At 71.6% G+C, this 17,817-nt stretch carries 16 protein-coding genes; 5 read left to right on the forward strand and 11 right to left on the reverse strand.

What is annotated here, in order from left to right; translation table 11 throughout:
- Window positions 1-15 precede the first annotated feature (15 nt).
- Window positions 16-783 (forward strand): DUF6227 family protein, encoded by a 768-nt coding sequence (locus ABZ876_RS10700; RefSeq protein WP_361777534.1) that lies wholly within the window; start codon window positions 16-18, stop codon window positions 781-783.
- A 26-nt stretch (window positions 784-809) separates the two neighbouring features.
- On the opposite strand, the gene ABZ876_RS10705 is transcribed toward ABZ876_RS10700, so the two are convergent.
- The 5 genes from ABZ876_RS10705 to ABZ876_RS10725 form a co-directional block, all read right to left on the reverse strand.
- The gene (locus tag ABZ876_RS10705; protein ID WP_361777537.1) at window positions 810-1,097 is read right to left on the reverse strand and encodes a hypothetical protein; all 288 of its coding nucleotides are present in this window, start codon (window positions 1,095-1,097) and stop codon (window positions 810-812) included.
- Window positions 1,098-1,341: 244 nt separating this feature from the next.
- On the reverse strand, window positions 1,342-3,396 hold the full coding sequence (locus ABZ876_RS10710) for a fructose-specific PTS transporter subunit EIIC (protein WP_361777540.1): 2,055 nt from the start codon (window positions 3,394-3,396) through the stop codon (window positions 1,342-1,344).
- A 109-nt stretch (window positions 3,397-3,505) separates the two neighbouring features.
- A complete protein-coding gene (gene pfkB / locus ABZ876_RS10715; RefSeq protein ID WP_361777543.1) occupies window positions 3,506-4,459 on the reverse strand; it encodes a 1-phosphofructokinase in 954 nt (317 codons plus the stop codon).
- A complete protein-coding gene (locus ABZ876_RS10720) occupies window positions 4,456-5,217 on the reverse strand; it encodes a DeoR/GlpR family DNA-binding transcription regulator (protein ID WP_361777546.1) in 762 nt (253 codons plus the stop codon). Before ABZ876_RS10720 ends, pfkB begins: the two co-directional genes overlap by 4 nt.
- 228 nt (window positions 5,218-5,445) lie before the next feature.
- Window positions 5,446-6,879 (reverse strand): MFS transporter, encoded by a 1,434-nt coding sequence (locus tag ABZ876_RS10725; RefSeq protein ID WP_361778123.1) that lies wholly within the window; start codon window positions 6,877-6,879, stop codon window positions 5,446-5,448.
- 169 nt (window positions 6,880-7,048) lie between these two features.
- Between ABZ876_RS10725 and ABZ876_RS10730 the strand changes: the two genes are divergently transcribed.
- On the forward strand, window positions 7,049-8,023 hold the full coding sequence (locus tag ABZ876_RS10730; protein ID WP_361777549.1) for a YafY family protein: 975 nt from the start codon (window positions 7,049-7,051) through the stop codon (window positions 8,021-8,023).
- 78 nt (window positions 8,024-8,101) lie between these two features.
- Here ABZ876_RS10730 and ABZ876_RS10735 read toward each other — a convergent pair whose 3' ends face one another.
- Complete coding sequence (locus ABZ876_RS10735; RefSeq protein ID WP_361778126.1) at window positions 8,102-8,692, reverse strand: TetR family transcriptional regulator; 591 nt, start codon at window positions 8,690-8,692, stop codon at window positions 8,102-8,104.
- A gap of 665 nt (window positions 8,693-9,357) precedes the next feature.
- Window positions 9,358-10,356, reverse strand: coding sequence for a sigma-70 family RNA polymerase sigma factor (locus ABZ876_RS10740; RefSeq protein ID WP_361777552.1), 999 nt, complete (start codon window positions 10,354-10,356; stop codon window positions 9,358-9,360).
- Between the two features lie 170 nt (window positions 10,357-10,526).
- Here ABZ876_RS10740 and ABZ876_RS10745 point away from each other — a divergent pair, with 170 nt between their 5' ends.
- A complete protein-coding gene (locus tag ABZ876_RS10745; RefSeq protein WP_361777555.1) occupies window positions 10,527-11,045 on the forward strand; it encodes an N-acetyltransferase family protein in 519 nt (172 codons plus the stop codon).
- A gap of 25 nt (window positions 11,046-11,070) precedes the next feature.
- Here ABZ876_RS10745 and ABZ876_RS10750 read toward each other — a convergent pair whose 3' ends face one another.
- The gene (locus tag ABZ876_RS10750; protein WP_361777557.1) at window positions 11,071-11,877 is read right to left on the reverse strand and encodes a class III extradiol ring-cleavage dioxygenase; all 807 of its coding nucleotides are present in this window, start codon (window positions 11,875-11,877) and stop codon (window positions 11,071-11,073) included.
- A 104-nt stretch (window positions 11,878-11,981) separates the two neighbouring features.
- On the opposite strand from ABZ876_RS10750, the gene ABZ876_RS10755 reads away from it, so the two are divergent.
- Complete coding sequence (locus tag ABZ876_RS10755; protein WP_361777560.1) at window positions 11,982-12,485, forward strand: MarR family transcriptional regulator; 504 nt, start codon at window positions 11,982-11,984, stop codon at window positions 12,483-12,485.
- A gap of 129 nt (window positions 12,486-12,614) precedes the next feature.
- Here ABZ876_RS10755 and ABZ876_RS10760 read toward each other — a convergent pair whose 3' ends face one another.
- The gene (locus tag ABZ876_RS10760) at window positions 12,615-14,156 is read right to left on the reverse strand and encodes an MFS transporter (protein ID WP_361777563.1); all 1,542 of its coding nucleotides are present in this window, start codon (window positions 14,154-14,156) and stop codon (window positions 12,615-12,617) included.
- A gap of 305 nt (window positions 14,157-14,461) precedes the next feature.
- A complete protein-coding gene (locus ABZ876_RS10765; RefSeq protein WP_361777566.1) occupies window positions 14,462-15,106 on the reverse strand; it encodes a helix-turn-helix domain-containing protein in 645 nt (214 codons plus the stop codon).
- A 615-nt stretch (window positions 15,107-15,721) separates the two neighbouring features.
- Here ABZ876_RS10765 and ABZ876_RS10770 point away from each other — a divergent pair.
- The gene (locus tag ABZ876_RS10770; RefSeq protein ID WP_361777569.1) at window positions 15,722-17,011 is read left to right on the forward strand and encodes a M6 family metalloprotease domain-containing protein; all 1,290 of its coding nucleotides are present in this window, start codon (window positions 15,722-15,724) and stop codon (window positions 17,009-17,011) included.
- A 114-nt stretch (window positions 17,012-17,125) separates the two neighbouring features.
- Here ABZ876_RS10770 and ABZ876_RS10775 read toward each other — a convergent pair whose 3' ends face one another.
- Complete coding sequence (locus ABZ876_RS10775; protein WP_361777572.1) at window positions 17,126-17,758, reverse strand: ScbR family autoregulator-binding transcription factor; 633 nt, start codon at window positions 17,756-17,758, stop codon at window positions 17,126-17,128.
- Window positions 17,759-17,817 lie beyond the last annotated feature (59 nt).

Raw genomic sequence — 17,817 nt, forward strand, 5'->3', positions numbered from 1 at the left:
ACGCCGGGAGAGACCTTGAGCGTTCCGTACGAGACGGCAGCGCACGAGCCAGCCGAGTCGCCCGAGTCTCCGGAGGAGCACCTCGCGCGACTGCTGGGCCGCGCCCTGAACTCCTTCGAGCTGCCCGACGAGGCGATAGGGATGCTGGACTGCGCGCTGGCCGACGACAGTTCGCTGCACTCGGCGCACCACAGCGCGGGCCTGCACCGGGAGACGTACCGGCACACATGGCTGCTGGCGGACGGCTCGGCGGTCACTCTGTGGGAGCTCGTCCACAACACGGGGCCCGGCGGCCATCTGGAACACGAGGTGTACGTGGACGAGGAGGAACTGCGCGCCGCCACGGCCCGGCTTCCGCTGCCTGTGGACACCCCCGACTTCGAGCTGCCCGTGCCGGTGCAGCTGTCCCCCGTGCCCGAACCCCGTCACGCCTACCGCCCCGACGACTCGGCGGACCACGCCCGCCGGCTGCTGCGCCGGGCGGAGAACGCGGACCGCCCGGGCGCGGATGTGGAGTCGTTACTGCTGCGCTCGGCGTTCGCGCACGAGATCACGCAGTCCTTCGGTCGGCCGGGCCCGGCCGCGCGGGCGCGACTGAGCTTCTCGCTCTACGAGCACGCGTTCCTGCTCCGCGACGGCCGGGAGCTGTCCTTGTGGGAGGTCGAGCACACGGCGACGCCGGACGGACGGCACATGTGCGAGGTGTACGCGACGGAGGATGCGGCGCGGGAGGCGATGGAGCGCCGGGCGGCGGCGCCTGCCGGCACCGCTGACGACTCCTGAGGCCGCAAGGCCCCGGACGACAGGGCCTAGGAGCGCCCCTCACGGAACTGCCGCATCAGCACGGCGAAGGCGTCCCGTTCGGCGGGCGTGAGTTCGACGCTCTCCAGGTCCGGACCCGACTGCGACTGCTGGGGCAGGGCCCGTAGCACCTCGCGGTGCCGCCGGGCGGCGCCCTCGGAACGGGCGTACCGCTGGGCCGCCTCCTCGAAGCGGCGCCGGCGCAGAGCGCGGCCCACGCAGCCGATACAAACGGCGGTCACCAAGACGAGGGCGGGCACGCCCAACAACTGGAGGGTCGACACATGCGCAGGCATGAACCCCAGTAGACACCATGATCCGGGCCTTTGATGCCGGACCGTGACGCATCTCGCAGGTACGACGAGTACCACCAATACGGTAAAAACGTCCGTAAGTACAGCAAATACCTCAAGTACGGCGAACGGGCTCAGAGGCGAGTGATGAGGCCGTCATCCCCGAACCCGCGCTGCCGCGCGCGCGTGTCGGCCGCAACAGCCTCACCGGGGTTGCGGCCGACGCGTGTTGTGGTGCGGTCTCCGGTCAGGCGGCGACCGGCTCCTGTGACTCGGACGGGGCCGCTACGGCGGTGCCGGCTTCCGTGGCCGCACCCTCGGGGCTCCGCTCGCGCATGCCCTTCAGGACCACCACCAGGGCGGCGGTCACGCACACGCCGGCGGCGATCGCCACCAGGTAGAGGAGCGGGTTGCCGATCAGCGGGACCACGAAGATGCCGCCGTGGGGGGCGCGCAGGGTGGCGCCGAAGACCATCGACAGAGCACCGGTGAGCGCGCCGCCGATCATCGACGAGGGGATCACCCGCAGCGGGTCGGCCGCCGCGAACGGGATCGCGCCCTCGGAGATGAAGGAGGCACCCAGCACCCAGGCGGCCTTGCCGTTCTCCCGCTCGGTGTGCGTGAAGAGCTTGCCGCGGACCGTCGTCGCCAGGGCCATCGCCAACGGCGGGACCATGCCGGCGGCCATCACCGCGGCCATGATCTTCATCGCGGAGTCGCCCGGGTCGGAGACCGCGATACCGGCCGTGGCGAAGGTGTACGCGACCTTGTTGACGGGGCCGCCGAGGTCGAAGCACATCATCAGCCCGAGCAGTGCGCCGAGCAGGACGGCGTTGGTGCCCGTGAGACCGTTCAGCCAGTCGGTCAGCCCCTTCTGCGCGGACGCGATGGGCTTTCCGACCACGACGAACATCAGGAATCCGACGATCGCCGAGGAGATCAGCGGTATCACCACCACCGGCATGATGCCGCGCAGCGCCGCCGGGATGTCGATCCTCTGGATGGCCAGGACCACGCCGCCGGCGAGAAGACCGGCGACCAGACCGCCTAGGAATCCCGCGTTGATGGTGAGGGCGATCGAGCCGCCGACGAAGCCGGGGACGAGACCGGGCCGGTCCGCCATGCCGTAGGCGATGTAGCCGGCCAGGACCGGGACGAGGAAGCCGAAGGACACCACGCCGATCTGGAAGAGCAGCGCGGCCCAGCTGTCCGTCTGGGCCCACACGAAGTGGTCCATGACCGACGGCGCCTTGTTGATCTTGTAGCCGCCGATCGCGAAGCCGAGGGCGATCAGCAGACCGCCCGCGGCGACGAACGGGACCATGTAGCTCACACCGGACATCAGCCACTTGCGCAGCTTGGTGCCGTAGCCCTCGCCGGAGTCACCGGCGCGCTCCACCGGGGTCCCGGGAGCCGCGGCCGCCGTCACCTCCCCGCGCGCGGACTTGTCGCGCACCTCGGCGATCAGCTCGGCGGGCCGGCTGATGCCCGCCTTCACGCCGACGTCGACGGTCGGCTTGCCGGCGAAGCGGTCCTTGTCCCGTACAGGCACATCGTGAGCGAAGATCACGCCGTCCGCCGCCTCGATGACGGCCGGGTCGAGCCGGGTGAAGCCGGCCGAGCCCTGGGTCTCCACGACGACTTCGATGCCCACCTCGCGGCCCGCGTTCTCCAGCGACTCGGCGGCCATATAGGTGTGCGCGATCCCGGTGGGGCAGGAGGTGACGGCGACGATACGGAACGGCTGCCCGGCCGGGGCACCGGTGGCACCTTCGGAGCCCCCGGCACCCTCCGAACCCTCAGCGCCTTCCGAGCCCCCGGCACCCTCGGAGCCTTCGGAGCTCTCCCCGGTGGCCAGGGCTTCGTCCCCCCGGATGAGCGCGGCAGCCGTCGCCGCGTCGTCCACCGACCGCAGCGCGGAGGTGAACTCGGCGTTCATCAGCTCGCGGGCGAGGGACGACAGGATCGTCAGATGCGCGTCGTCCGCACCCGCCGGGGCGGCGATCAGGAAGATCAGGTCGGCCGGGCCGTCCGCGGCGCCGAAGTCGATGCCCCCTGCGCTGCGTCCGAAGGCGAGCGTCGGCTCGGTGACGTGCTCACTGCGGCAGTGCGGGATGCCGATGCCGCCGTCGAGGCCGGTGGGCATCTGCGCCTCGCGGGCCGCGACATCGGCGAGGAAGCCCTCCAGGTCGGTCACCCGGCCCTGGGCCACCATCCGCTCGGCGAGGGCACGTGCCGCCGCCTCCTTGGTGTCGGCGGACAGGCCGAGATCGACCAAATCCGCGGTGATCATCTCGCTCATCGCGGGCTCCTTCGCACGCGTATCGCCCGACGGGTGGGACGGGCGCTGATGGGGACGGGGGTGCAGGGCGGTGGTACGGGGAGGAAGGGGGTGCCACGGGTGCGCGCGCTCATGACACCGGCTCCGTCAGCACGCGGTCCGCGGGCACCTCCGACGTGACCGTGACGGCGGAGGGGTCCAGGTCGCCCGGGGTCGGCATCACGCTGCCGGGCAACTGGACCGCCGCGGCGCCGTGGGCGACGGCCGAGGCCAGGGCCTCGGGTCCGGCACCGCCCGCGATCAGGAAGCCGGCGAGGGAGGAGTCACCGGCGCCGACGTTGCTGCGCACGGCGTCGACGTGTGCGCTGCCGAACCACACGCCCGCGTCGGACACGAGCAGTTGCCCGTCCGCGCCGAGACTCGCGAGCACGGCGCCCGCCCCCATGGCGCGGAGCTCCTCGGCCGCCTTGACCGCGTCGCCGACGGTGGCGAGGGGGCGCCCGACGGCCGCCGCGAGTTCCTCGGCGTTCGGCTTCACCACGTCCGGTCGCTCGCGCAGCGCCTCGAGGAGCGCGGGGCCCGAGGTGTCGAGCGCGATCCTGGCACCCGCGGCGTGGGCGCGGGCGACCAGGTCGGCGTACCAGGACGGGGCCAGGCCGCGCGGGAGACTGCCGCAGCAGGTGATCCAGGTGGTGTCGGCCGCGCGGTACTGCTCGCGAACCGCCTCCAGGAGCAGCTCGGCCTCGGCGGGGGAGAGTTCGGGACCGGGAGCGTTGATCTTGGTGAGGACGCCGTCGGGTTCGGCGACCGAGATGTTGGAGCGGGTGGCTCCGGCGATCGGTACCGGCGCCACGTCGATGCCCTGGTCGTGCAGCAACTCGGCGACGAGCGCCCCCGGCGCCCCGCCCAGCGGGAGCACAGCGACCGTGCGCCGCCCGGCGGCGGCGACCGCGCGCGAGACGTTCACACCCTTGCCGCCCGGGTCCATGCGTTCGCCGGTGGCCCGGATGACCTCGCCGCGGTCGAGTGACGGGACCTCGTACGTACGGTCGAGGGAGGGGTTCGGGGTGACGGTGAGAATCATGCGCGCACCACTTCCGTGCCGCCGCGTTCGATCGCGAGGGCGTCCTCGGGGCTCAGTCCCGTGTCGGTGATCAGCAGGTCCACATCACCGAGGTCTCCGAAGCGGGCGAAGTGCTCCTGGCCGTGCTTGGAGGAGTCGGCGAGCAGCACCACCCTGCGTGCGGCACGGATGGCGGCGCGCTTGACGGCGGCCTCGGCGAGGTCGGGCGTGGTCAGCCCGTGGTCGGCGGAGAAGCCGTTGGCGGCGATGAACACGACATCGGCGCGGATCTCGCCGTACGCGCGCAGCGCCCAGGCGTCCACGGCGGCGCGCGTACGGTGCCGTACGCGCCCCCCGACCAGATGGAGCTGGATGCCGGGGTGGTCCGCGAGGCGGGCCGCCGTGGGGAGGCTGTGGGTGACAACGGTGAGGGCGGCCTCCAGGGGGAGGTCCCCCGCCAGCCGGGCGACGGTCGAGCCGGCGTCGAGGATCACCGTGCCGTCGCTCGGCAGTTCGGCGACCGCCGCCTTGGCGATCCGGTCCTTCTCGTCGGCCGCGGTGGACTCCCGCTCGGCGAGATCCGGCTCGAAGTCCAGGCGTCCGGCGGGTATGGCACCGCCGTGCACCCGGCGCACCAGACCGGCGCGGTCCAGAGCCTTCAGATCGCGACGGATCGTTTCCGCGGTGACCTGGAACTCCTCGGCCAGCGACACCACGTCCACCCGGCCGCCCTCACGGGCGAGCCGCAGGATCTCCTGCTGCCGCTCCGGTGCGTACATGTCCGTTCGCCTCCGACCGATGCCCGAACGTGTGGTTTCCCTGCGGAGGCTACGACCGAGTTTCGGAAAAGTAAACAGGTTCGGACATGCCACCGGACACAAGCGGGCGCGCCTCGGGCCGACGCGAACTCCGCCTGCCGGGCCTCGCACACACGGCGGCGCCCGGCGGGGTCGCATGGAACGCGACCCCCGGGCGCCGTCGGCACCGCACACTTCGGCACCGCACACTCAGGAGACCAGCACTCGCCCGTCGACGGCCTCCGGCTCCGCCTCGGCACCCTCCACATGCTGCGCCGGCCGCTTCGGCAGCGCGAACATCAGCAGGAAGATCGCCACCATCACCGCCACGACCCAGCCCAGCGCGTGCTGGAAGGCGTGCGCGAAGGCCGGACCCACCTCGGCGGGGGCGAGCCGGTCGTCGATCTCGCCGAAGAAGACCACCGACACCAGCCCGAGGCCCAGCGCGTTGCCCATCTGCTGCACCGTGTTGATCAGCCCCGACGCCGAACCGGAGTGCTCCCGCGGCACCTCGGAGAGGACGGCGTCCGTCAGCGGCGCGACGATCAGCCCCATGCCCGCGCCCATGACCACCAGCGGCAGCGCCATCTGCCAGGAGGCTATGGACAGGCCGTAGCGATGGGCCTCTGCGATGTAGAGGAGCACACCCGCCGCCATCACCAGCGCGCCCGCCTGGAGCACCTTGCGGCCGAAGCGCGGGACCAGCTTCTGCACCGACATCCCGGCAGCCGTGGAGACCGCGAGCGAGAACGGCACGCCCGTCAGCCCCGCCCGCAGGGCGCTCCAGCCCAGCCCCACCTGCATGTACAGCGTCCAGACCAGGAAGAAGACACCGAGGCCGATCCCGAACACCGTCTGCACCGCTATGCCCGCGGCGAAGCTCTTCACCCGGAACAGCGACAGTTCGACGAGAGGGGAGCCGTCACGGGCGGCCTTGCGCCGCTCGTACGCCACCAGCAACCCGAAGACGACCAGCGCACCGGCCATCGACAGATACCCCCACAGCGGCCAGCCCAGCTCCCGGCCGCGCGTGAGCGGGTAGAGCAGCATCAGCAGGCCGAGCGTCACCAGGGCCACCCCGACCAGGTCGAGACGCAGTGCCCGCGGGGCCTTCGACTCCGTGATGAACCGCCGGCCGAGCAGGTACGCCGCCACGCCGACCGGCAGGTTGATCAGGAAGATGGGGCGCCACTCAAGCCCGAACAGGTTCCACTCGGTCAGCAGCGCGCCGAGCAGCGGTCCGGAGACGGCTCCGAGCCCGACGATGGCGCCGAACAGTCCGAAGACCTTGCCCCGCTCGTGCGCCGGGAAAGTGGCGTGCACGATCGACAGCACCTGCGGCACCATCATCGCCGCCATCGCGCCCTGAAGGATCCGCGAGGCGACCAGCATCTCCGGGTTCGCCGCGAAGCCGCACAGGGCCGACGCGAGCGTGAAGCCGCCGACGCCGATCAGGAACAGGCGCTTGCGGCCGTGGATGTCGCCGAGGCGGCCGCCGGTGATGAGGCCGGCGGCGAAGGCGAGCGCGTATCCCGCGGTGATCCACTGGATCTGGCTGAAGGAGGCGCCCGCGTCCCGCTGGATGGAGGGGATGGCGATGTTGACGATCGTGACGTCGACCAGGTCCATGAAGGCCGCGGTCATCACGATCGCGAGCGCGAACCAGCGACGCCGGTCGCTCGCGCCCGGGTGGGCGCCGGCCGGGTGCGCGCCGGCCGCGTCGGTACTGAGGGTGCTGTCGGTGGAGGTCATGCTCCGAAGGTAGAGGCCCAATAGGTCAGATCATGACCTAATACGTCGGCATCCTTGTCTCATGACGACCGACACCCCGGCACGGCTCCTCCACTTGCTGTCCCTGTTGCAGACACCTCGCGAGTGGCCCGGCGGCGAGCTCGCCGAGCGGCTCGGGGTGTCACGGCGCACGGTCCGGCGCGACATCGACCGGCTGCGCGAGCTGGGCTACCCGGTTCAGGCCAGCAAGGGCGCCGACGGCGGGTACCGGCTGGTCGCCGGGAAGGCGATGCCGCCGCTCGTGCTCGACGACGAGGAGGCCGTGGCGATCGCGGTCGGGCTGCGCGCGGGCGCCGGACACGCGGTCGAGGGCGTGGAGGAGGCCTCCGTACGGGCCCTGGCCAAGCTGGAGCAGGTGCTGCCGGGACGGCTGCGTCACCGCGTCGCCACACTCCAGGCCGCCACCACCGCGCTGACCAGCGGCGACGGCGCGAGTATCGCGCCGGAGACGCTGACCGTGATGGCCTCGACGATCGCGGGCCGGGAGCGGCTGCGGTTCGCGTACCGTGCCAAGGACGGCACCGAGTCACGGCGCCTGACCGAGCCGTACCGGCTGGTGTCGACGGGACGCCGCTGGTACCTCGTCGCCTACGACCTCGAACGCGACGACTGGCGCACGTTCCGGGTCGACCGGGTCACCACGCCCTTCGCGACGGGCGTGCGGTTCACGCAACGTGAGCTGCCGGCACGGAGCGCGGAGGAATATCTGCGGCAGTCGATGTACCGGCGCCAGGAGACCTACGAGTTCGAGGCGACCTTCGCCGCGCCCGCGGACGTGGTGGCGGCGCTTCTGCCCCGCTGGTTCGACGCCCCCGAGCCCCTCGACGACCGCAGATGCCGGGTGCGCGGCACGGCGAGCGACTCGGTGGACTGGCTGGCGGTGCGACTGGCCATGGTGGACTGCGCGTTCACCGTCCACCGGCCGCCCGAACTGGTCGCCCGCACCCGGGAATTGGGGGCACGCCTGAGCCGAGCGGCGGACACCGGGCCGATGTGAGACGACCGAGGCACGACGGCCGGTCCCTCTGACAGCCCGGAACGCCCGACGGAAAGGAGCCGACGAGAAGCAGGGGCGTCAGCCGGTCCCCCACGCGAACTCCCCGAGGGCCTCGAGGTTGCGTACGGCGAGAGCGGCGGGCCCGTGGGGGCCGTCGGCCGGGCGGTCGCCCGCGGCCCAGGTCTCCACCGCCACACGGACGGCGGCGCCGGCGATGGCGGCCGCGAAACGGAGGGCGGGCGTGACGGTCGCTGACGCCTCGTCACCCTTCCCCGTCCGCACCGCCAGCACCTGTGCCAGCTCCCGCTCCGCGGCCTGGCAGATCTCGGCCCAGACCTTGGTGAGCGCGGGATTGGTGTCGATGAGGCGCAGCAGGGTGCGGACCCACTCCAGGGAGGTCGCGGACACGCCGACGCCCGGGGTCAGGGTGTGGACCGCCGCGTGATGCAGGGCCTCGGCGACGGTCAGCTCGGCGGGGGCCTCACGTACCGCCTGCGCCCATCGGTGGGCGCCCTCGGAGAACAGCGGCGCGAGCGCCTCCTCCTTGGTCGCGAAGTAGCGGTAGAAGGTGCGCGGGGCGACGCCGGCGGCGCGGGCGATGTCCTCGGCACGGGTGGCGCGCAGACCGTTCCGCATGAACAGGCCCGCTGCGGCCCGCGCTATCTCCATGCGCGTCGCAGCCTTGCGCCGCTCGATCAGCGACTCGCCCTTGTCGCGCCGGTCACGCTGGTCCTGCTGATCACGCCGGTCCTGCTCGTCCTGCCGGTCCTGCTGATCACGCCGGCGCTGCTCGTCCTGCTGCTCTTGCTCGTCCCGCCGGTCCCGCCCGTCCCGCTCGACCTGCCGGTCGCGCATGGTGCGTGGATCGCGTTCGTCGCGCTCAGGGGTACGCCGCCCGTCTGCGGACGCGCCCCCGGGTTGTTGCGTCGTACGGCGGGAGGAGGTCCCGCCCGTACGGTTGGTACCGGTCACGACGGCAGGTTATGCCGCTGTGGCACAATCTGCCATCCGGGCCGCCCCGGGGTTCAGGTCCGGGGCGACCCGGTCGACCTGCCCCTGTCCGAGCACAGGGCGGCGCCGGACCCCGGCGCCAGGGGGGAGCGGCGCCGGACCCCGGCGCCAGGGGGGAGCGGCGCCGGAGCCCGGCTCGGAAAGAGTCCCGCCGCCGGGGGGAGTGCGTCGGGACCCGGCTGGGAGGGCGCGGGCGGGCACAGCCCGTACGAGGGCCCGGAGGTCTTGTGCCCCGGACCCGGCGGGTTGAAGCGACGCAACAGCGCCAAGTCGCGCCACCCGGCGCGGCGGGCCGGGTACACGCCCCGGCCCCGCGGACGCCGTTACGCCGCCGCGTCGAACCCGGTGTCCCGGGCCAGCTTCTTCAGCTCCAGCAGCGCGTGCTTCTCGATCTGCCGGATCCGCTCGCGCGTCAGACCGTGCTCCTTGCCGACCTCGGTCAAGGTGCGCTCCCGGCCGTCCTCGATGCCGTACCGCATCTTGATGATCGACGCCGTGCGCTGATCGAGCCGGCCGATGAGGTCGTCCAGTTCCTCGCTGCGCAGCAGCGTGAGCACCGACTGCTCCGGAGACACCGCGGAGGTGTCCTCGAGCAGGTCGCCGAACTGGGTCTCGCCCTCGTCGTCCACCGACATGTTCAGCGACACCGGGTCGCGGGCCCAGTCGAGGACGTCGCTGATGCGCGCCGCCGTCGAGTCCAGCTCGGACGCGATCTCGGCGGGCTCGGGGTCCCGGCCGTGCTCGCGGTTGAACTCGCGCTGCACGCGGCGGATGCGGCCCAGCTCCTCGACCAGGTGCACGGGAAGCCGGATGGTCCGGGACTGGTCGGCGATCGACCGGGTGATGGCCTGACGGATCCACCACGTCGCGTAGGTCGAGAACTTGAAGCCCTTGCGGTAGTCGAACTTCTCGACCGCGCGCACCAGGCCGGCGTTGCCCTCCTGGATCAGGTCGAGCAGCGGCAGGCCACTGCGCGGATAGCGGCGCGCGACGGCCACGACGAGCCGCAGGTTCGACCGTATGAAGATGTCCTTGGCCCGCTCGCCCTCGGCGACCAGAGCCTCCAACTCCTCACGGCTGGCATCCGCCTTGGCCTCCTCCTCACCGTCGAGGATCTGCCGCGCGAACACACCGGCCTCGATGATCTGGGACAGCTCGACCTCCCTGGCGGCGTCGAGCAGAGGTGTACGCGCGATCTCGTCGAGGTACATGCCGACCAGGTCGCGATCGGCGATCTCGCCGCCATGGGCGCGAACACTGTTTGCCGCGTCTACGGTCTCGCCTTCGGCGGCCTGGCGACGGGCGACGGCACGGGTTGCCATGCGTGCTCCCTTGCGATGGTGGGCTGGCGGATGGTCCTGTGGCGTTTAAGACACCCTTCCGGGTGCCCTGCATCCGAAGGAAACAACGACTGCAATCCGGACAGAATTCCCACCCTGACCCTCGATTTTTCTGATCATGCAGTACCCTGTGCCGCCACCGGGGAGGCAGGATGACGTCGCAACGTACAGAGGTGCAGGTCAGGCCGGGCAGGGAGAGCGACCTCTCCGCCCTCACGGACATCTACAACCACTACGTACGCGAGACGCCCATCACCTTCGATACCGCAGTCTTCACGCCGGAAGAGCGACGCCCTTGGCTGCTCTCCCACCCTGAAGACGGGCCCCACCGGCTGATGGTTGCCGTGGACCGGGACTCACAGGAGGTTCTGGGGTACGCCACATCCAGCGGCTTCCGCGCCAAGCCCGCCTACGCGACCTCGGTGGAGGTGACGGTCTACCTCGCCCCGCACGCCACGGCCCGCGGCGTGGGCACGAGTCTGTACGGGGCCCTCTTCGAGGCGCTCGCGAACGAGGACCTGCACCGCGCCTACGCGGGCATCGCCCAGCCCAACGAAGCGTCCGTGCGCCTGCACGAACGCTTCGGCTTCCGGCACGTGGGCACCTACCGGCAGGTGGGCCGCAAGTTCGGCCGGTACTGGGATGTGGCCTGGTACGAGAAGGAGCTGTGACCGCGGGGATCGACCGCGCGGCGGCTCAGCCGAACTGGACCGACCTCTTCGCCAGCCCCATCCAGAACCCGTCGATCACCGGCCTGTGCGTGTCCAGTTCCCCCATGGCGTCCGCCGCGCCCAGCGTCACGAAGAGCGGGGCGAAGTGTTCCGTGCGGGGGTGGGCGAGCCGGCCCGCCGGGGATGTGCGGGTGAAGTCCAGCAGCGCATCGATGTCGCCGGCCTCCAGCGCGCGGTGGCCCCAGTCGTCGAACTCCGCCGACCACGCGGGCACTGACCCGCCCGGGTGCCGCAGGGCCGCCAGATTGTGGGTGAAGAAGCCGGAGCCGATGATCAGGACGCCCTCGTCGCGCAACGGCGCCAGCCTGCGGCCGATCTCCAGAAGCTTCACCGGTTCGAGGGTCGGCAGGGAGATCTGAAGGACCGGGACGTCGGCCTCGGGGAACATCTCGACCAGCGGCACATACGCGCCGTGGTCCAGGCCGCGGTCCGGGAAGTCCTGGACCGGCATACCGGGGGCCCGCAGGAGTTTCCGTACGGAGTCGGCGAGGTCCGGGGCGCCCGGGGCGGCATAGGCCACCCGGTAGTAGTGCTCGGGGAAGCCCCAGAAGTCGTAGACCAGCGGGACCGTCTCCACCGCACCGAGAGCGAGCGGGGCCTCCTCCCAGTGGGCCGAGACCATGAGGATCGCCCGGGGGCGGGGCAGACCGGCGGACCAGGCCCCGAGCTGCCGGGGCCAGACCGGGTCGTCGGCCAGCGGGGGTGCACCATGGCTCAGATAGAGGGCGGGCATGCGCTCGGGCGCGGTGCGCTCCTCGGCGACGGCGGACATGGCGGCGGCTCCCTTCGGCCTACTTGCTTGAATCCTCAAGCTCTCTCGAAAGGGTAGCGACGACTTGTTTAAGTTTCAAGAAGGAGCCTCGTACAGTGGAGCACATGAAGACGGCACCCGCTGAGGACACCCGCTGGCTCACCGACGGGGAGCAGCGCATATGGCGTGCTTACATGCACGCCGTCACCCTTCTCGAGGACCACCTCGACCGTCAGCTCCAGCGCGACGCGGGCATGCCGCACGTGTACTACGGACTGCTCGTCCAGCTCGCCGAGGCGCCGCGCAGGCGGATGAGGATGACCGAGCTGGCGATAGGCGCGAAGATCACCCGTTCCCGGCTCTCGCACGCCGTCGCCCGTCTCGAGAAGAAGGGCTGGGTGCGCCGCGAGGACTGCCCCTCCGACAAGCGCGGCCAGGTCGCGGTCCTCACGGACGCGGGCTACGAGGTGCTGGCACGTACCGCGCCCGGTCATGTGGCGGCCGTGCGCCAGGCACTGTTCGCCCGGCTCACCCCGGAGCAGCAGAAGTCCCTCGGCGAGATCATGTCGGTGATCGCCGAGGGACTCCAGCCCAAGGATGCGGGGGCGGACCTGCCCTGGCTCCGCTGAGCCCGGACGGACAACGGCCCGCGGCGTACGTCGCCCGCACCCACCGCGCACGCGGCCGCCCCGGCCCCGCCCGAGAGCGGAGCCGGGGCGGGTCCGGCGTCCGGTGGGAGGCCTCCACCGCCCGTGCGGTCAGTGGGCGACCACCGGGACGTGCACCTCGTCCTCGGCCCCCTCGCCCGTGCCGCTGCCCGAGACCTGTGCGGTGCCCGGGCGTCCGGCGTTGACGAAGGTCAGGGCGACCACCGCGGCGACCACGAGGATGCCGACGGCGAACCAGATGGCGTTCGCGTAGCCGTGCACCATGCCCTGGAGCTGGACCAGCTGCTGCTGGGGCTTGGAGGCAGCCGTCGCGATGTGGTCCTTGATGTAGGACGTGGTCGCCGAGGCAGCGATCGTGTTCAGCAGGGCCGTACCGATCGCGCCGCCCACCTGCTGCGAGGTGTTGACCATCGCGGAGGCGACACCCGCGTCCCGCGGCTGCACGCCGTGCGTGGCCAGGGACATGGCCGGCATGAACGCCGTACCCATGCCGAGGCCGAGCAGCACCAGCGCCGGCAGCACGAGGGCCGCGTAGGAGGAACCGATCTCCAGCTGCGCCAGCAGGAACATACCGGCGGCGGCCACCAGGAATCCGGGGCCCATCAGCAGACGCGCGGGGAGGCGGGTCATCAGCCGGGTGCCGATCTGGGTCGAGCCGGTGATCATGCCGGCCACCATCGGCAGGAAGGCGAAGCCGGTCTTGACCGGCGAGTAGCCCTTCACGACCTGGAGGTAGTAGGTCAGGAAGAGGAACGTGCCGAACATCGCGATGACCGCGAGGCCGAGGGAGAGGTAGACACCGCCACGGTTGCGGTCGGTGACCACGCGCAGCGGCAGCAGCGGGGCCTTGACCCGGGACTCGGTGACCACGAACGCCAGGATCAGGACCGCCGACGCGACGAACAGGCCGACCGTCAGGGAGGCGCCCCAGCCGTCGGACTCGGCACGCGTGAAGCCGTAGACGAGGGAGACGAGACCGAGGGTGGAGAGGATGACGCCCGGGACGTCGAGCGGCGAGCGGTTGCGGCCGCCCTCGGGCTCCTGGATGACGAAGTAGGCGCCGGCCGCCGCGACCACGGCGAACGGGATGTTGACGAAGAACGTCCAGCGCCAGTCCAGGTACTCGGTGAGGAAGCCGCCCAGGATCAGACCGACGGCGCCGCCGCCACCGGCGATCGCGCCGTAGATGCCGAACGCCTTGGCGCGCTCCTTGGCCTCCGTGAACATCACCGCGAGCAGGGACAGCGCGGCCGGGGCGAGGAGGGCGCCGAAGACGCCCTGGAGGGCGCGGGCGCCGAACATCATCGCGCCGGACTGCGCCGCGCCGCCGAGCGCGGAAGCGGCGGCGAAGCCGGTCAGGCCGATGACGAAGGCCCGCTTGCGGCCCCACAGGTCGGCCACCCGGCCGCCGAAGAGCAGCAGCCCGCCGAAGGCGAGGGCGTACGCGGTGACGACCCACTGACGGTTGCCGTCGGATATCCCGAGGTCCTGCTGGGCGGACGGCAGCGCGATGTTCACGATGGTGGCGTCGAGGACGACCATCAGCTGGGCGAGCGCGATGAAGACGAGCGCCCGCCAGCGTCGGGCGTCGGGAGCGGAAGCGGCGGGGGCGCTTCGGGCGGTTGCAGACATGGAGGTACCCACTTCGGGACTTTGTGACGGAAAGATCGGGAAGGCCGGACAGGTCGGAAAGGGGAGGTGGAGAAGGACGTGGAAGGGCGTGGAAGGGCGGGACTGGGCTGGGCGGAGCTTCGGCTCGTCGGCGGTGACGCCGGGGCGTCCTTCGTCGTCACGTCTGCGGGCGGTACGTGAGGTCCGCGCTCGCCGCAGAACGTCGTCCGTCGGTACAGACGGGTGAGGCTCGCGGAACTAATCGGTACGGGTCGCTGTCGGTCGTTGCCGGTCGGCAGTGATCACTGCCAGTCGCTACGGGTCTCTCAGGATCGGCGCAGGTCCTCCATGGTCATGGCCGTACCCGGCAGCTCGGAGCGGGCCGGGGCCCGCAGTCCGTCCAGGAACAGCTGAAGATGACGATGCATGAAGCGGTCGGCGCTGAAGCACGCCGTACCGGCCGGCGGCCTGCTGAGCTGGGCGACGGCGATCGTCAGATCACCGACGCCCACGTCCGGACGGAGCTGCCCGGCGGCCTTGGCCCGGTCCATGATCTTCTCGATGAGCCGCTCGATCCGTTCACCTGCGGCTTCCAGGTCGGGGTGGCGCTCGTCGAATGTGCTGGAGACCATCGGGCACAGGGCGCTGATCCGCTCGTCGGCGGCGGCGTGCGCGAAACGCTCCAGCGCCTCGAAGGCGTCGGCGCACTCGGCGAGTGCCCGCTCGGCTTCCTCGGACGTACGGTCGAGGACCCAGCAGAGCACCTCGCGGACGAGTGCGTCGCGGTCGGGGAAGTTGCGGTACACCGTGGCGTTGCCGACGCCCGCCCGGCGGGCGATCTCGTCGAACGGCACATCGGGGCCGAACTCGACGAACATCTCCCGGGCGGCGGTGACGATCCGCTCCCGGTTGCGCAGGGCGTCGGCGCGCGGCCTGGACGCTCGGCGCTGTACGGGGGTTGCGGTCTGCACGGCGTACTCCTAGGCGAGTGGAACGCGAACCGGGGACTCGTTCCCCGTTTCGCTCGGACACCGGTCTAAACGGGGAATCCGTCCCCGGTTATTTCCACGGCATCGCCTCAATTCCCGTGACCTGCGTCACACCCCTGGGCTCGGTCGGGCCGGCCCCCTCCCCGGCACCCGATCCCCGCGATCCCCGCCCCGGCATGCGATCCGCGCCCGGGCACGCATCACCGACACGATCCCCGCCCCGGCACCCAATCCGCGCCCGGAGCACGCGATCCCCTCCCCGGCACCCGATCCCCGCCTCGGGCACCCGCCCCCTCCTCAGCACCCGATCCCCACCCCGGCGCGATCCCCACCCCGGCACCCGATCCCCGCCCCGGCGCGATCCCCACCCCGGCACCCGATCCCCGCCCGGGCACGCGATCCGCGCCCGGGCACGCGATCCGCGCCCCAGACTCCCCGCACCCGTTTCACGCCTCCCCTCGCCCGCCTTCACCCCCTCCGCGCCCGAGAACCCCTCGTTCGGTCTCCTCCAGCGCGCGCCCCCCGAGCGCGCGCCACAGGGTGATCGCAAGGGTGCAGCCGGACACCGGCGGCTGCCGTGGAGCGGAGGGCCACCGCATGCAGCTGTCCCGTCGCCGGGTACACCCTCGCCGCGCCGCCTCCCTCGCCTCGGTCACCGCTCTGACACTGGCGATCTCCACCTCGGCCGGCACCGGGCAGCTGACGGCGGACTCCGCGACACCCGGCCCCGTCGCCCCGGTCCGTTCCTCGGCACTGCGCCCCTGCCTGATCCACGGCCACCCGAACATCCAGATGCCCGAAGGCATCCCGACCCCCTCCGGCTACGCCCGCTCCACCGGCACCATCCACGCCCTGACCGTGATGGTCGACTTCTCCGACGCCCCCGGCCAGGGCAGCGCGCTGGGCCGGTTCGCCGAGTTCTTCCCGCAGACCCGGCAGTGGTTCGCCACCGGCTCGTACGGCCGCCTCAACTACCGCGCGGAGACGCCCATACGCCACTGGCTGCGGATGCCGAAACCGTTCAAGGCGTACGGGATGGAGCGCGGCGCCCCCTTCGACCCCGGCTACCGCCGACTCGTCCAGGACATCGTCGCCGCCGTCGACCCCAAGGTGGACTTCCGCCGCTACGACCTGCTGAACGTGCTGGCCACCCCGAACGCCGGCCCCTCCGCCCTGGACACCGTCCTGTCCGTGACCTTCGCCGGCAACACCGACGCGCCCCTCGCCGACGGCGTCCCCGTCGCCAACGCGTCCTTCATCTACAGCCGCCAGGACGACGGCTCGGGCTCCTACACCGCGACCGGCTACCGGGTCCTGCCCCACGAGAACAGCCACACCTTCGGCCTGCCCGACCTCTACACCCAGGAGGGCGGCACTGCCGTCGGGCACTGGGACATCATGAGCGAGGACTGGGGCGCCGACAACGATCTGCTCGGCTGGCACAAATGGAAGCTCGGCTGGCTCGACGACACCCAGGTCGCCTGTGCGGCCGGACGCGGCACGACCTCGTACAGGCTGACCCCGCTGGCCCGGGCCGGCGGACGCAAGCTGGTCTTCGTACCGCTCAGTTCCCGGGCCGGATACGCCCTCGAAGTGCGCACCCGCGAGGGCAACGACGCGGCGGTGTGCCGGCCCGGCGTCCTCGTCTACCGCGTCGACGCGGACGTCGACACCGGCAACGGGCCCATCACTGTCCACGACTCCCGGCCCGGCAGCGGCGGCTGCACCCGCAGCCCCAATGTGCAGGCCGAGCTGTCCGATGCGACGTTCCTCCCCGGGCAGTCCTTCAAGGACACGAAGGCGGGAATCGTCATCAGCGTGGTGGGAAAGGACCGGTCGGGCAACTTCCGGGTGCACGTCACACGTCACACGCCGGCGAAGCGGTAGCCGCCACACGCTGGTGGGGCGTAGCCGCCACACGCCGGCGAAGCGGTAGCCGTCACACGCCGGTGAGGCGGTAGCCGTCGCACGCCGGTGAGCACGGAGGGTCAGCTCGGAGGGTCAGCTCGCCTCCGCCCGCCTCCCCGCCGCCACCACTCCCCGCAGCGCCGGCGCCGAGGCTATGCGCGGAAGGAGCAGCGACCAGAAGCGGGTGAGGGTGGTGTGCGACAGCCAGCGCACGTCGTACTCCCCCAGGGCGGCGAAGCCGACCGTCGCGCCGACCACCGTCGCCACCAGGTCCCGCGGTGCCACGTCGGAGAGCAGCCCCTCGTGTGCGGCCCGCACCACGGCGTCCTCCACCCAGGCGTGCCACCGTTCGTGCAGATCTCCGCTCCGGCCCGCGTCCCGCGCCCCGTCGCCGAGGCCGAACCCCGCACGCAGCACGACGTCCTGGCGCAGGCCCTGCAACAGGGCATGGCTCGTGTCGACGAGCGACTGGAGTGAGCCGCCGAGCTGCGGCGGCGGCCGCTCGGCGGAAGTGATCCGCTCGAAGCGCCGGGCCGCCGCATCCCGTACCGCCGCGGCGAGTGCGGCCTTGCTGGGGAAGTGGAAGTGCAGCGCTCCGTTGCTGACCCCCGCACGGGAGCTGATCATCGAGAGCGAGACACCCTCGAAGCCGTCCTGGGTGAAGAGTTCGGCGGCGGACTGGATCAAGGCATTGCGCGTTCGTACCGCACGTTCCTGCTTGGCCATCACACGCTCCGTTGGGCTGGATCAGGAGCATAACAAACCGCATGTGCGGTTTTCAATTG

This window comes from Streptomyces sp. NPDC046931, assembly GCF_040644655.1.
Taxonomy (GTDB): domain Bacteria; phylum Actinomycetota; class Actinomycetes; order Streptomycetales; family Streptomycetaceae; genus Streptomyces.